We start from the raw sequence: 13096 nt of genomic DNA, 5'->3' as shown, positions 1-13096 counted from the left end.
CCAGGTTAGCGATTTTGTTTGTTTCCAGAGTAATTGCTTTCATGTTTTTGACTCCTTGTCATTGATAGTGAGTGTCACTTCGCGGTGACAACTCAATCATAGGCTGTAATGAGCCCTTATCAAGGGGATATTAAGTAGGAAGGTTCTAGTAATTTTGTCGGAGCGATCTGACGGTAGGAGTAAGTTTGTAAGTTATATTCTTTTAAATAAAGGATGCAGGGAAACGTCCTGCAAGTCAGTAGGACCGCAAGAGTAAGAAGCAGAGGCTGAAGAGTGGATGGTGTGGCCTTGAAACGGCTGACGGAGAGCCTGTTGGCTCCCCGTCAAACCAGCGTACTCAGCTGTTTGGCAGCAGACGGCAGGTGATGCTCTTGATGTAGCGAGTCTCGGCAATCGCTGGGTGTACCGGGTGATCCGGGCCCTGACCGCCGCGCTCCAGCATCTGGATGTTGCGGTCCAGGTGACGGGCGCTGGTCAACAGAATGTTCTGCAGATCGTCTTCCGGCAGGTGCATCGAGCACGAAGCGCTGACCAGGATGCCGTCCTTGCTAAGCAGGCGCATGGCTTGCTCATTCAGGCGGCGGTAGGCGCCTTCACCGTTTTTCATGTCTTTCTTGCGTTTGATGAAGGCAGGAGGGTCGGCCACGATGACGTCGAAACGCTCTTCGCTGGCTTTCAGTTCCTTCAGGGCTTCGAATACGTCGCCTTCGATGCAGGTCATTTTTTCGGCGACGCCGTTCAGTGCGGCATTGCGCTCGACGCCGTCGAGGGCGAAGGCCGAAGCATCGACGCAGAACACTTCACTGGCGCCGAACGCCGCCGCTTGCACGCCCCAGCCGCCGATGTAGCTGTACAGGTCGAGTACGCGCTTGCCTTTGGCATAAGGGGCCAGGCGCGCGCGGTTCATGCGGTGATCGTAGAACCAGCCGGTTTTCTGTCCCTGGATGACTGGCGCTTCGAATTTCACGCCGTTCTCTTCCAGAGCAACCCATTCCGGCACCAGGCCGAATACGGTTTCGACATAGCGGTTGAGGCCTTCGGCATCACGGGCAGCGGAGTCGTTCTTGAACAGAATGCCGCTTGGCTTGAGCACTTGGGTCAGTGCCGCGATCACGTCGTCTTTGTGAGCTTCCATGGTCGCCGAGGCGATCTGCACCACCAGGATGTCGCCAAAACGGTCGACCACCAGGCCTGGCAGCAGGTCGGAGTCGCCGTAGACCAGGCGATAGAACGGCTTGTCGAACAGGCGATCGCGCAGGGACAGGGCAACATTCAGGCGATGCACCAGCAGCGACTTGTCCAGCGGCAACTTGATGTCACGCGACAGCAGGCGGGCGCAGATCAGGTTGTTCGGGCTCATGGCAACGATGCCCAGCGGCTTGCCGCTGGCGGCTTCGAGGATCGCCTGGTCGCCAGCCTTGAAACCGTGCAAAGGCGTAGCGGCTACATCGATCTCGTTGCTGTAGACCCATAGGTGGCCGTTTCGCAGGCGACGGTCGGCGTTGGCTTTAAGGCGCAGGCTAGGCAGGGACATGACGTCGCTCCGGAAAAAAGAGCGGGAGTATAGCGTGTTGCGCAAGGGCTCGGCTTGGCGGATGGACATGCGGTGAGGGGGGCTGCAACTTGTGGGAGCGAGCCTGCTCGCGATGACGGCAGTACATTCAACATCAATGTTGGCTAATCCGACGCTATCGCGAGCAGGCTCGCTCCACAGGGAGTGCATTTGTTCTGGGCAATAAATGAAATTTCGGCGACATAGCTGCGAGTGTGTCAGATCCATCTTTTTAAGGGTTAGAATCCCCGCCTGACCCGGAGTGTGTACTTATGTCCCAAGAGTTGACGACCGAACAGATTCAACAGTCCCTGCAAGGCATCAGTGTGCCGCCTCAGCCGCAGATCATGGTGGATCTGCAGATGGAGCAGTACATGCCCGACCCGGATCTGGAAGTGATCGCGAAGCTGATCTCCCAGGACCCAGGCCTCTCCGGCGCCTTGCTGAAAATCGTCAATTCGCCGTACTACGGCTTGAGTAACAAGATCACCGCGATCCAGCGGGCAGTGAATCTGTTGGGCAGCCGCTCGATCATCAACCTGATCAATGCGCAGTCGATCAAGGGCGAGCTGAACGATGATGCCATCGTTACACTCAACCGTTTCTGGGATACGGCGCAGGACGTGGCGATGACGTGCCTGACCCTGGCCAAGCGCGTCGGTGTCCAGGCCGGTGATGAAGCCTATGCGCTGGGCCTGTTCCACGATTGCGGCATCCCGTTGATGATCAAGAAATTCCCCGACTACATGAAAGTGCTGGAACAGGCCTATGCCAATGCCAGTGCCGAATGCCGGGTGGTGGATACCGAAAACAAGCAATACAACACCAACCACGCCGTGGTCGGGTATTACACCGCCAAGTCCTGGCGCCTGCCGGAACATGTCACCCAGGCCATTGCCAACCATCACAACGCCCTGGCCATTTTCAGCGATGAATCGTCACGCAACACGCCGCTGAAAAACTTGCTGGCGATCCTGAAGATGGCCGAACACATTTGCACCTCCTTCCGGGTACTGGGCAACCAGTCCGAAGACCACGAATGGAACAGTGTCGGGCCCCTTGTGCTCGATTACATCGGCCTATCGGAATACGATTTCGAAACCCAGAAACAAGAGATTCGCGACCTCGCCACGCGTTGAGTGTCGAACCTCGCCTGATTCGAGAGCCCCATGCCTGAACTGCCGGAAGTCGAAACCACCCGCCGCGGGATTGCACCGCACCTGGAAGGCCAGCGCGTCAGCCGGGTGATCGTGCGTGAGCGCCGTCTGCGCTGGCCGATCCCCGAAGACCTGGATGTGCGGCTGTCCGGTCAGCGCATCGTGCTGGTGGAACGGCGCGCCAAATACCTGCTGATCAACGCCGAAGTCGGCACGCTGATCAGTCATTTGGGGATGTCGGGCAATCTGCGGCTGGTGGAAGTCGGCCTGCCGGCGGCCAAGCATGAGCATGTGGACATTGAACTGGAATCGGGTCTGGCCCTGCGCTATACCGACCCGCGACGCTTTGGCGCGATGCTCTGGAGCCTGGACCCACTCAACCATGAACTGCTGATTCGACTCGGGCCGGAGCCGTTGACTGACCTGTTTGACGGCGAACGTCTGTTCCAGCAATCCCGCGGGCGTTCCATGGCGGTCAAACCGTTCATCATGGACAACGCGGTGGTGGTCGGCGTCGGCAATATCTACGCGACAGAAGCGTTGTTTGCCGCCGGCATCGACCCGCGCCGTGAAGCCAAGAGCATTTCTCGGGCGCGCTATTTGAAGCTGGCGATTGAGATCAAGCGCATCCTTGCCCTCGCCATCGAGCGCGGGGGCACCACGTTGCGGGACTTTATCGGTGGCGACGGTCAACCGGGTTACTTTCAGCAGGAACTGTTCGTGTACGGCCGTGGTGGTGAACACTGCAAGGTCTGTGGCACAGGGCTGCGGGAAGTCAAGCTTGGGCAGCGCGCCAGCGTCTTTTGTCCGCGTTGTCAGAGCTGATACCGGCTACGGTCTATAGTCAGTGTTCACACTGCCTAGCCGAAGGACCGTGCCATGAATCCGTTTCGAACCCTTGTTGTTGCGCTGCTGCTGAGCGTCGGTGCGTCCGCGCTGGCGGCTGAGAACGGCAGCGGCGATCCGCGTTACACCATCCAGAACCCACCGGCCTACGCCATGCTTGGCGACTTGCTGATTGCTCGACCTTTGTTGGTGGCGGCGACGGTGATCGGTGCCGGGGCGTTTGTGCTGTCATTGCCGTTTACCGCGTTGGGTGGCGGCATTGGCGATGCGGGGCAAGCGTTGGTGGTCGATCCGGCGAAAGCCGCATTTGTGCGGTGCCTGGGGTGCATCGGGGAGGGGTTTGAACAGCAGGAGTGAGGCAGAATCAAAAGATCGCAGCCTTCGGCAGCTCCTACTGGTGTACGCATTCCAGGGTAGGAGCTGCCGAAGGCTGCGATCTTTTCAGGCTTTCAAGCCTTACCGGTAATCTTGCGGTACTTCTCCATCAACTGTTCTTCAGTCTCCGGATGAGCCTCGTCCAGCGGGATGCAATCCACCGGGCAGACCTGCTGGCACTGCGGTTCGTCGTAGTGGCCGACACATTGTGTGCACAGGTTCGGGTCGATCACGTAGATCTCTTCGCCCTGGGAGATGGCGGCGTTCGGGCACTCGGGTTCGCAGACGTCGCAGTTGATGCAATCGTCGGTGATGATCAGGGACATGCTAACTCCAGCCAGGGCGGCAGGCCCGGGCGCAATAAATCAATGCGCACAATTGTGCCGCATTGGCGCCCGCAGTGCACGCGGGCGCGATCAAGTGCAGCGATCGAAGATTGCGGTAGCCGTAAAAGATCGCAGTCTTCGGCAGCTCCTACTTTTTAAAGCGTAGGGTGAGGGCGTCGGCCACCGCCGGGTGGACGAACTTGGTGATATCGCCACCCAGGGCTGCGATTTCACGCACCAGCGTCGAGGAAATGAACGAATAACGCTCGGACGGCGTAAGAAACAGGCTTTCCACATCCGGTGCCAGTTGGCGGTTCATGTTGGCCAGCTGGAATTCGTATTCGAAGTCCGATACCGCGCGCAAACCACGCAGGAATACGTTGGCGTTCTTCTCTTTGGCGAAGTGCGCGAGCAGCGTCGAGAAGCCGACGACTTCAACGTTCGGCAGATGTTTAGTGACCTCGCGGGCCAGCTCCACACGTTGTTCCAGGGGAAACAGCGGGTTTTTTTTCGGGCTGGCAGCGACGGCGATGATCACATGATCGAACAGGCGCGAGGCGCGTTCGACCAGATCGCCATGGCCCTTGGTAATAGGGTCGAAGGTACCTGGGTACAACACTCGGTTCATCGCGTCGTCCTGGCGGGAGTCCGTTGGGGAGTCGGATGGTATCGCAGCCTTCCCGGTCGGCCAAGTCGCCTGTTGGGTAAGAAAGCACTATAGACGATGGGAATATTCCGCGTTTTCATGGGTTTTTCAAACGTTCGGCCAGCGAAGTAGCCAATTGTGCCGTCAGTCCGTAGACCGACAATTGCGGGTTTGCCCCAATGCTGGTGGGGAAAAGCGAGCCGTCATGAATCGACAGATTGGCGAGTTGGTGATGTTGGCCGAGGCTGTCGGTCACGGCATTTTTCGGGTCTTCACCCATGGCACAACCGCCCATCACATGAGCACTGCCCAGGCGCGTGCGATACAACTCAAGGCTCAGGTCATCAATCAGCGTGCGTGCTTCGGCCAGGGTTTTCACGTAACGAGCGTCGGCGTGCATCGGCATCACGGCGTTGGCGCCACCGGCGAACTGGATCTCGGCCATGCTGTGGAAAGCCCGGCGCAACCCGTCCCAGGCGTAGGGTGAAACCTGATAGTCGAGCACAGGTGTGCCGTCACCGCGCAATTCAACGCCGCCGCCAGGGCTGTCCGGGTGAAAACCGTCCCGCAGCAATGCCAGCATGGCGTGGGTGTGCGGCAGGTTTGCCATATGCCGGGCGCTTTCCGTGCCAAAACCACCGAGTAACGTGCTGGCCAGCGCCGGATGCAGGGGTGGAACTTCAAGTTTGTAAGACATCTTGCCGGTGGCGCCATCCTGCCACTGGAAATGGTCGGAGTAGATCGACTGCGGCGCGCCGTAGAATGGGTTGATCACCTCATCAAACAGCCCGGCCGACATGTTTACCAGGTGTAGGAACGTCCGTTTACCCAGCCGCTCGTGAGGATCCGGCGCTTCGGAGCGCAATAGCAGCGCCGGGCTGTTGATCCCGCCGCCGGCCAGTACGTAATGCCGCGCCTTGACCGTAATCGTGCGTCCGGTGGGCGCGACGCAACGCTCATCCATCGCCACGCATTGCAGCCCCGTAACCCTGCCGTCTTTGAGCGACAGCTTTTCTGCACGGGCCAGATAGAGCAGCTCGCCACCTTTTTCCAGGGTCGCCGGGATGGTCGTGACCAGCATCGATTGCTTGGCATTGGTCGGGCAACCCATGCCGCAGTAGCCGATGTTCCAGCAGCCGCGCACGTTGCGCGGAATCACATGCCAGGCGTAGCCGAGTTTTTCGCAGCCCTTGCGGATGACCTCGTTGTTGGCGTTGGGTGGCACCCTCCAAGGGGCGACACCCAGGCGTTGCTCCATTTTCTCGAACCAGGGCGCCATCTCGGCCGGCGTGTGGCCTTTGACGTCGTGCTCTTTGGCCCAGTGTTCCAGCGTCGGGTCCGGGGTGCGAAAGCTTGAGGTCCAGTTGATCAGCGTGGTGCCGCCCACTGCCCGGCCCTGGAGGATGGTGATCGCACCGTCCTTGCTCATGCGCCCGATGCCTTCCTGATAGAGGCTGGTGTAGGCCTGGTCTTCGAGCATCTTGAAGTCGCTGCTGGTCTTGAGCGGGCCTTCTTCGATCAGCAACACCTTGTAGCCGGCGGCGCTGAGGATTTCGGCGGTGGTTCCACCGCCGGCACCGCTGCCGATGATTGCCACGTCCGCTTCGAGGGTCAGGTCCTCGGTCAGTTGGGCGCCGTTGTAGGTTTTCCAGCCACGGGCCAGGCCTTCGCGGAACGGATCGGGTACGGGCATGTCTGGGGTTCTCTTATTATTTTGGATTCTGTGGTGAGGCAGCAGACGCTATCGCGAGCAGGCTCGCTCCCACATGGATCGCGTAACCCCTGGGAGCGAGCCTGCTCGCGATAGGGTCGCCACGATTTCAAACCGTAGGCGGCCCCGGATACCCGCAATGCGCCCACGACTCCGCCCGGCTGTACCACGCCATCATCACCATTTGCAGCAACGAGCTGTGGCCCATGCGCAGCAGGCTCAATGAGCTGTTTTGCCAACGGTCGAAAAAGTGCCGGATCTGTTCGCTGCTGGCGTTTTCCCAGCTACCCCAGATCCCGGTCAGTGGCCCGCGAGTCACGGCCATTCCCAATACATCGAACAATTGCCGGGTCAGTTTGAGCATTTCCGGCGACAGGTGATTCAGGCCGTTATCCAGGCTGTGCAGAGTCTCGGCGACGGCGGTCGGCATTTTTTCGACGGCCACGGCGCCGCCGAGCATCACTGGAATCACTGCCCGCAGAAACAGCAGGTCGCCGCTGCGCAGAATCGCGAAACCGCTGGCCGGCGTATTCGACGAGCAGCCGCTGAGGCTCGCGCCTAATCCGGCCGTGGCCAGAAAGGCGCTGGCGCCGAGGCTGAATTTAAGCAGGCCGCGCCGTGACAGCGCGGGTGTATCGGACAGGCTTGGGCTCATTGTTGTTATTACCCAGCGGTGAGGATGTTTAGCGGATAAACAGCTTCTGGATCAGTTTCTGAATGGACTTGCCGTAGGGCGGATAGATCAATTTCGCCGCATTGAAACGCTGTTTGATCAGCACGCCTTTGGCCTTGCTGAAGGTCAGGAAACCCTCGTGGCCGTGGTAGTGGCCCATGCCCGAGGCACCAATGCCGCCAAACGGCATGTCGTCCTGAGCAACGTGCAGCAAGGTGTCATTGAGGCAAACGCCGCCGGAATGGGTTTCGTGGAGGACGCGGTTTTGCTCGCGCTTGTCGTAGCCGAAGTAATACAGCGCCAGTGGGCGAGGCCGTTGGTTGATGTAGGCAAACGCTTCATCGAGATCCTTGTACGGCACGATTGGCAGCAACGGGCCGAAGATTTCGTCCTGCATCACTGTCATGTCGTCGCTGACGTTGAGCAACAGGCTATGGCTCATGCGTCGGCCCTGGCCCTGATCGAACAGCGGAATCAGCAGCGCGCCCTTGCTGGTGGCATCGCTGAGGTAGCCATTGAGCCGTGCCAGCTGCCGGTCGTTGATGATGGCGGTGTAGTCCGGGTTGTCGGCCAGCGTCGGATAAAACCCGCGAACAGCCTGACGATAGGCTTCGACGAAAGAGCCGACGCGGTCTTCCGGCACCAGCACGTAGTCCGGGGCGACACAGGTTTGCCCGGCATTGAGGGTCTTGCCGAAAGCGATGCGTTCGGCGGCGTCCTTGAGCGGCACATCGCGGGAAACGATGGCCGGGGACTTGCCGCCCAGCTCGAGGGTCACCGGGGTCAGGTTCTCGGCCGCCGCGCGCATCACGTGTTTGCCGATGCTGGTGGCGCCGGTGAACAGCAAGTGATCGAAACGCAACCGTGAGAACGCCACACCGATATCAGCCTCGCCCAGCACCACGCAGACCAGGTCCTGGGGAAAGATTCGGCCCAGCAACTCCTTGAGCAGCAAACCGGTGGCGGGGGTCGATTCGCTGAGTTTGAGCATCACCCGGTTGCCTGCCGCCAACGCACCCACCAGCGGCCCGATGGCCAGGTAAAGCGGGTAGTTCCACGGCACGATCACTCCGACCACGCCCAACGGCTGATAAACCACTTTGGCCGACGCTGGTTGAAAGGCGAGGCCGACTTTGCGTCGCGAGGCTTTCATCCAGTCTTTGAGGTGCCGGCTGGCGTAGTGAATGCCGTGCAGGCTGGGCATCAGTTCGGCGAGCAGGGTTTCATCGGCGCTGCGGTGGCTGAAATCCTGGCTGATCGCATTGATCAGGGCCTGGCGCTCGTTGCTCAGCAGGTCCTTCAACGCCTTTAGCCATTGTTGGCGCTGAGCTGCGGGTGGCATCGGGTTGGCGGCATACGCCGCGCGTTGAGCATCGAACAGGGTTTGGAGTTCGTCCAGAGGCTGCTGCAGGTTCTTCAGGTAGGCAATGTCTGCAGGCATGGTCGGCTCCGGATTTATTGTAATGAGGAACTTTTTAGAGTCTATACTCTAGAAAGTCAAATAGCACTTTGGTACAGCTTTGTTTTATCCATGCGCGGATAGGTCGTAAGATGCCCCTCATCGCACTCTGAATTAAAGCTCAAGCCATGGCCCCTCGGATCAAAACCAGCGAGCGCATCGTGCAGAACAGCCTGGAGCTGTTCAATCAACAGGGCGAGCGCAGTATCAGCACCAACCACATTGCTGCCCACATGGAAATTTCCCCGGGCAACCTGTACTACCACTTCCCCAACAAGCAGGCGATCATCGCCGTGTTGTTCAGTGAGTACGAAAACCTGGTGGACAGCTTCCTGCGTCCGCCCCAGGGCCGCGCAGCGACAGTCGAAGACAAGCGCTTCTACCTCAAGGAACTGCTCGCCGCCATGTGGCAATACCGCTTCCTGCATCGCGACCTCGAGCATTTGCTCGACAGCGATCCTGAGCTGGCTGCCCGTTACCGGCGTTTTTCCCAGCGCTGCCTGATCCAGGGCACACACATCTACGCGGGTTTCGTCGAGGCCGGCATTCTGTGCATGGACAAGGTTCAGATCGAATCCCTGACCCTCAATGCCTGGATCATTCTCACCTCGTGGGTGCGTTTTCTGTGCACGACGCGGGAAAATTCCAACCATCTGAGCGAACAGGCCATCAAACGAGGCGTGTATCAGGTGCTGGTGCTGGAGGCCGGGTTCGTCACCGATCAAGCTCACGATGCGGTGAATGCACTGTTCGAAGAGTTTTATGTGCCGCTGGCCCAGGCGCTGGAAGAAGTGGGATAAAGAGTGCAGTAGGATTCGAGACAGACAAAATCACAGGAGCCCGTTATGCCCATTGCGCAACTGATCAGCCCGCAAGCGTTGGACCTGAAAAAGGAGACGCTGGGGCTGGTGATTCTGGATTGTCGTTTTGCCCTCGAAGACCCTGATTACGGGCAGCGCAGCTACGCCGAAGGGCATATTGCCGGATCGAGCTTTGCCGATCTTGAGCGTGATTTGAGCGGGACAGTGGTCAAGGGGATTACCGGGCGTCATCCATTGCCTGAGCCCGCCGACTTGATCGAACGCTTTCAAGCCTGGGGCATCAATGCCGACAGCGAAGTGGTTTTGTACGATGACGGTCCCGGCGCCTACGCGGCGCGGGCGTGGTGGTTGCTGGCGTGGCTGGGTAAACGCGACGGTGTGTTTATTCTCGATGGCGGGCTGAAAGCCTGGCACGCCGCCGGATTGCCCCTGAGTCTTGATCCGCCGTCGGTTACCCGTGGCACCTTCACCGGGACGCCGGATGCTTCGTTGGTGCTCAGCACCGAACAACTCCAGCAACGTCTCGGCCAGTCCGCGTTAACCTTGCTCGACGCCCGCGGCTTGCCGCGCTTCAAGGGCGAAGTGGAGCCGATCGATCCGGTTGCCGGACACATTCCCGGCGCACAATGTGCCGCGTTCACCGATAACCTGGGCAGCGACGGGCGCTTCCTGCCGGCCGAACAGCTCAAGCAGCGGTTTGCCGCGAAGCTCGGTGATCGTTCACCGACGGAGTTGGTCGCGTATTGCGGTTCCGGCGTGACCGCCTGCCACAACCTGTTCGCCCTGTGCCTGGCGGGTTATCCGTTGGGGTCGTTGTATGCCGGGTCGTGGAGCGAGTGGATCAACGATCCTGCGCGAGGCGTCGCCAAGGGCGAATGAAAGATCAAAAGATCGCAGCCTTCGGCAGCTCCTACCTGAAACGCATCTCCCTGGAGCTGCCGAAGGCTGCGATCTTTTAGCGGCACATTGTTATTCCAGGCGGGCGCTGCGATACGCCCCCGGTCCTACGCCGTAAACCTGTTTGAATTGCCGGCTCAGATGGCTCTGGTCGGCAAAACCCAGTTGCGTCGCGACTTCCAGTGGCAGGCAGCCGCGCTTTAACAGCGCCCGGGCCCGGGCGATACGCTGCTGCATCAACCAGGTGTGTGGCGGCATGCCGGTGGCCCTGCGGAATACTCGGGCGAAATGGAAGGGCGACAGGTTCACCGTCGTCGCCAGTTCTTCCAGCGAGGGCGGCGCCGCCAAGCGTGATTGCAGCAGCTCCTTCGCCAAGGTCACCGCCCGGTGTTCCTTGCCGGGTTTACCGGCAATTGGAACGGCTGCGTGACGTTGCAACAGCGACAGCATCATTTCCCGCCAAGCCGTTTGCTGCTGCAGCGCCGTGGACGGGCTCTCCAGCAAACAATGCAGTTGGCAGAATCCCTTCACAAGATCCGGATCGCGATACAACGTGGCACCAAACGCCGGCAAGGTATCGGTCGGCAGTTCGAGCTCGTCCAGCAGTGAAAGAATCTGCCCACTGTCGGGATAAAACGCCCGGTACAACCAACCGTCTTCGGTGCCTTTGTGGCCGGTGTGCAGTTCATCCGGGTTGATCAGCACCAGGGTGCCGCTGCCCGCCAGATGCTCGGCACCTCGATAGCGATAACGCTGGGCGCCAGCCATGATCATGCCGATCACATAGCCGTCATGCACATGGGGGGCGAAGCGGTGTTCGATGTAGCGTGCGGACAACAGCTCGACCCCGGCCAACGGCGCCGTTTGCCAGAAGTGAATCGACTCGCCCTGATCCAGCCCCATGGGTTACTTGCGCCCTGTGGTGGCGAGCCATTGGGGAATGCGCCGTTCCAGGTAATAACCCGGCTGCCGAAACGTGCCCTCGACGAAGCCGACATGCCCGCCCTTGGCCTGCAACTCGAATTGAGTGCAGGCAGACAATTCGTCGGCATGCGGCAGGCTATGAGGAAAGACAAACGGGTCGTCGGCCGCCTGGATAATCAGGGTCGGTGTGCGAATCTCCCCAAGGAAATAACGACTCGAAGCGCGGCGATAATAATCCGCGGCATCGGCGAAACCATTCAGCGGCGCGGTGACCCGGCCATCGAAGTCCCAGAAGGTGCGCATGTTTTCCAGCGAGCCCAGCGCAGCCAATGCCGCCAAGCCATCCTGATGCCCTTCATGCTGGAACCTGCGCTGCTTGTTCTTGATGTACGCGACCATCTCCCGCATGAAATGCGCTTGATAGAATTTTGAGAAACCCTGGCTGATACGATCGGCGCACTGATCGAGCCGAAACGGCACCGACACCGCCACCGCGCCAAGTACGCCGCTGTTGCTGCCGGTTTCGCCCAGGTGCTTGAGCAACACATTGCCGCCCATGGAATAACCGACCGCATACAGCGGTGCGAGAGGGCGCTGGGTTCGCAGGTGCTTGATGGTTTCGGCCAGGTCTTCGCTGGCCCCGGAATGGTAACTGCGCGGCAGCAGATTGGGTTCGCCGGAACAGCCTCGCCAGTTCAGCGCGACGCTGGCCCAACCCTGGGCGCCCAGCGCCTTCTGCACACCGGCCACGTAAGGTGAATTCGATGAGCCAGTCAGGCCGTGCAGCACCAGCACCAGTGGCACATTCGCGCTGTGGGGGCCATGCCAGTCCAGGTCAAGGAAGTCGCCGTCTTCGAGCCATAAGCGTTCGCGCTCGCGGTCCAGGTGTGTGGTTTTGCGCCATAGCGGTCCCCACAAGGTTTGTAAATGCGGATTGCCCAGGCCGTAGGCGGGGGTGAAACGTTCTGGCAGATGGGACACGATTGCTCTCGATGCAGCGGTGCTTACCCGCAGCGTTAACTGACTGAGCTTCGCACCGTTTTTACAGGCCGGACTAACCGGCGATCCCTGCCATACGTTGCCACAACGCGTAGTAAACCCGTCCTGATTTTTGCTCCCGATGCAGGCGCCAATTTTCTGGCAAACCCAATATCGACGGTGCCGTTTCGCTTTCAGTGTAGACCCACGCATCGTCACTCAGCCACTGACGCTCTTCGAGCAAAGTGCAAACGGCAGGCAACAGATTCTGATTGAACGGCGGGTCGAGAAACACCAGATCGAACGCCGTGGCCGGTTGGGTTTCGAGATAGCGCAAGGCGTCGGCGGTTTGTACCTGGCCGGTCGTGCAACGCAGGGTGCCCAGATGTTCCTTGATGCTCGCTACCGCAATGTTGCTGGCATCCAGTGCCTGGCCCATTGCTGCGCCACGGGACAAAGCCTCGAGAAACAATGCGCCACTACCGGCAAAGGGGTCGAGTACCTTGGCCCCGGCGACATAGGGCGCGAGCCAGTTGAACAGGGTTTCACGGACTCGGTCCGGCGTTGGACGCAAGCCTGGCGCATCGGGGAAGCTCAGCTTTCGGCTGCCCCATTCACCGCCGATGATGCGCAGTTGATTCACACCGTTATGCACGTTGTGAACAGGTTTTTTAGGACGCGATGGACGAGGGCCGGTCATCAGTTATTTCCTGTGTCGCGTTGTTGTCTGA

The 13096-nt window shown here is 59.7% G+C and carries 14 protein-coding genes; 5 read left to right on the top strand and 9 right to left on the bottom strand.

The annotated features are described in order from the left end of the window. Positions 1-337: 337 nt before the first annotated feature. Positions 338-1534 carry a class I SAM-dependent rRNA methyltransferase gene (locus ACZ89R_RS16215; protein ID WP_007897847.1) on the bottom strand — a complete coding sequence of 399 codons (1197 nt, stop codon included), beginning with the start codon at positions 1532-1534 and terminating at the stop codon, positions 338-340. Positions 1535-1878: 344 nt separating this feature from the next. Here ACZ89R_RS16215 and ACZ89R_RS16210 point away from each other — a divergent pair, with 344 nt between their 5' ends. Genes ACZ89R_RS16210 through ACZ89R_RS16200 form a run of 3 tightly spaced genes read left to right on the top strand, consistent with a single transcriptional unit; the run spans position 1879 to position 3912 of the window. Beyond that, positions 1879-2691: an HDOD domain-containing protein gene (locus tag ACZ89R_RS16210; RefSeq protein WP_429547849.1), complete on the top strand. Its 813-nt coding sequence runs from the start codon at positions 1879-1881 to the stop codon at positions 2689-2691. Between the two features lie 30 nt (positions 2692-2721). Next, a complete protein-coding gene (gene mutM, locus ACZ89R_RS16205; RefSeq protein WP_008068069.1) occupies positions 2722-3534 on the top strand; it encodes a bifunctional DNA-formamidopyrimidine glycosylase/DNA-(apurinic or apyrimidinic site) lyase in 813 nt (270 codons plus the stop codon). Positions 3535-3588: 54 nt separating this feature from the next. Continuing rightward, positions 3589-3912 (top strand): multidrug transporter, encoded by a 324-nt coding sequence (locus ACZ89R_RS16200; protein ID WP_429545247.1) that lies wholly within the window; start codon positions 3589-3591, stop codon positions 3910-3912. Between the two features lie 92 nt (positions 3913-4004). Here ACZ89R_RS16200 and ACZ89R_RS16195 read toward each other — a convergent pair whose 3' ends face one another. The 5 genes from ACZ89R_RS16195 to ACZ89R_RS16175 all read right to left on the bottom strand — a co-directional run bounded on the left by ACZ89R_RS16195 (position 4005) and on the right by ACZ89R_RS16175 (position 8727). Continuing rightward, entirely contained in the window at positions 4005-4256 is a 252-nt protein-coding gene (locus ACZ89R_RS16195) for a YfhL family 4Fe-4S dicluster ferredoxin (RefSeq protein ID WP_003195146.1), read from the bottom strand. 148 nt (positions 4257-4404) lie between these two features. Next, positions 4405-4884, bottom strand: coding sequence for a pantetheine-phosphate adenylyltransferase (coaD, locus tag ACZ89R_RS16190; protein WP_007897855.1), 480 nt, complete (start codon positions 4882-4884; stop codon positions 4405-4407). A 115-nt stretch (positions 4885-4999) separates the two neighbouring features. Beyond that, positions 5000-6595: a GMC family oxidoreductase gene (locus ACZ89R_RS16185; protein ID WP_476241472.1), complete on the bottom strand. Its 1596-nt coding sequence runs from the start codon at positions 6593-6595 to the stop codon at positions 5000-5002. A 127-nt stretch (positions 6596-6722) separates the two neighbouring features. Further along, positions 6723-7268 (bottom strand): twin-arginine translocation pathway signal protein, encoded by a 546-nt coding sequence (locus ACZ89R_RS16180; protein WP_429545248.1) that lies wholly within the window; start codon positions 7266-7268, stop codon positions 6723-6725. A gap of 28 nt (positions 7269-7296) precedes the next feature. After that, positions 7297-8727 (bottom strand): coniferyl aldehyde dehydrogenase, encoded by a 1431-nt coding sequence (locus ACZ89R_RS16175; protein ID WP_429545249.1) that lies wholly within the window; start codon positions 8725-8727, stop codon positions 7297-7299. Positions 8728-8873: 146 nt separating this feature from the next. Between ACZ89R_RS16175 and ACZ89R_RS16170 the strand changes: the two genes are divergently transcribed. Both ACZ89R_RS16170 and ACZ89R_RS16165 read left to right on the top strand, forming a co-directional pair. After that, positions 8874-9545 (top strand): TetR/AcrR family transcriptional regulator, encoded by a 672-nt coding sequence (locus ACZ89R_RS16170; RefSeq protein ID WP_192344927.1) that lies wholly within the window; start codon positions 8874-8876, stop codon positions 9543-9545. A 45-nt stretch (positions 9546-9590) separates the two neighbouring features. Further along, a complete protein-coding gene (locus tag ACZ89R_RS16165; protein WP_429545250.1) occupies positions 9591-10445 on the top strand; it encodes a sulfurtransferase in 855 nt (284 codons plus the stop codon). A gap of 90 nt (positions 10446-10535) precedes the next feature. Here the strand turns inward: ACZ89R_RS16165 and ACZ89R_RS16160 are convergent, their stop codons facing one another. The 3 genes from ACZ89R_RS16160 to rsmD all read right to left on the bottom strand — a co-directional run bounded on the left by ACZ89R_RS16160 (position 10536) and on the right by rsmD (position 13065). Next, positions 10536-11366 (bottom strand): AraC family transcriptional regulator, encoded by an 831-nt coding sequence (locus ACZ89R_RS16160; protein ID WP_429545251.1) that lies wholly within the window; start codon positions 11364-11366, stop codon positions 10536-10538. 3 nt (positions 11367-11369) lie between these two features. Beyond that, positions 11370-12368, bottom strand: a complete 999-nt coding sequence (locus ACZ89R_RS16155) for a hydrolase (protein ID WP_429545252.1) — start codon at positions 12366-12368, stop codon at positions 11370-11372. 73 nt (positions 12369-12441) lie between these two features. Continuing rightward, positions 12442-13065, bottom strand: coding sequence for a 16S rRNA (guanine(966)-N(2))-methyltransferase RsmD (gene rsmD, locus ACZ89R_RS16150; RefSeq protein ID WP_429545253.1), 624 nt, complete (start codon positions 13063-13065; stop codon positions 12442-12444). Positions 13066-13096: the final 31 nt, after the last annotated feature.

This window comes from Pseudomonas sp. TE3728 (assembly GCF_056279145.1).
The sequence above is the reverse complement of the archived record's forward strand: the minus strand, read 5'-3'. Positions and strand labels throughout refer to the sequence as shown.

Excerpts from the sequence above, each read along its gene's own strand:
- ACZ89R_RS16215 (WP_007897847.1), bottom strand. The coding sequence starts at position 1,534 with ATGTCCCTGCCTAGCCTGCGCCTTAAAGCCAACGCCGACCGTCGCCTG.
- mutM (WP_008068069.1), top strand. The coding sequence starts at position 2,722 with ATGCCTGAACTGCCGGAAGTCGAAACCACCCGCCGCGGGATTGCACCG.
- ACZ89R_RS16200 (WP_429545247.1), top strand. The coding sequence starts at position 3,589 with ATGAATCCGTTTCGAACCCTTGTTGTTGCGCTGCTGCTGAGCGTCGGT.
- ACZ89R_RS16195 (WP_003195146.1), bottom strand. The coding sequence starts at position 4,256 with ATGTCCCTGATCATCACCGACGATTGCATCAACTGCGACGTCTGCGAA.
- coaD (WP_007897855.1), bottom strand. The coding sequence starts at position 4,884 with ATGAACCGAGTGTTGTACCCAGGTACCTTCGACCCTATTACCAAGGGC.
- ACZ89R_RS16185 (WP_476241472.1), bottom strand. The coding sequence starts at position 6,595 with ATGCCCGTACCCGATCCGTTCCGCGAAGGCCTGGCCCGTGGCTGGAAA.
- ACZ89R_RS16180 (WP_429545248.1), bottom strand. The coding sequence starts at position 7,268 with ATGAGCCCAAGCCTGTCCGATACACCCGCGCTGTCACGGCGCGGCCTG.
- ACZ89R_RS16175 (WP_429545249.1), bottom strand. The coding sequence starts at position 8,727 with ATGCCTGCAGACATTGCCTACCTGAAGAACCTGCAGCAGCCTCTGGAC.
- ACZ89R_RS16170 (WP_192344927.1), top strand. The coding sequence starts at position 8,874 with ATGGCCCCTCGGATCAAAACCAGCGAGCGCATCGTGCAGAACAGCCTG.
- ACZ89R_RS16165 (WP_429545250.1), top strand. The coding sequence starts at position 9,591 with ATGCCCATTGCGCAACTGATCAGCCCGCAAGCGTTGGACCTGAAAAAG.
- ACZ89R_RS16160 (WP_429545251.1), bottom strand. The coding sequence starts at position 11,366 with ATGGGGCTGGATCAGGGCGAGTCGATTCACTTCTGGCAAACGGCGCCG.
- rsmD (WP_429545253.1), bottom strand. The coding sequence starts at position 13,065 with ATGACCGGCCCTCGTCCATCGCGTCCTAAAAAACCTGTTCACAACGTG.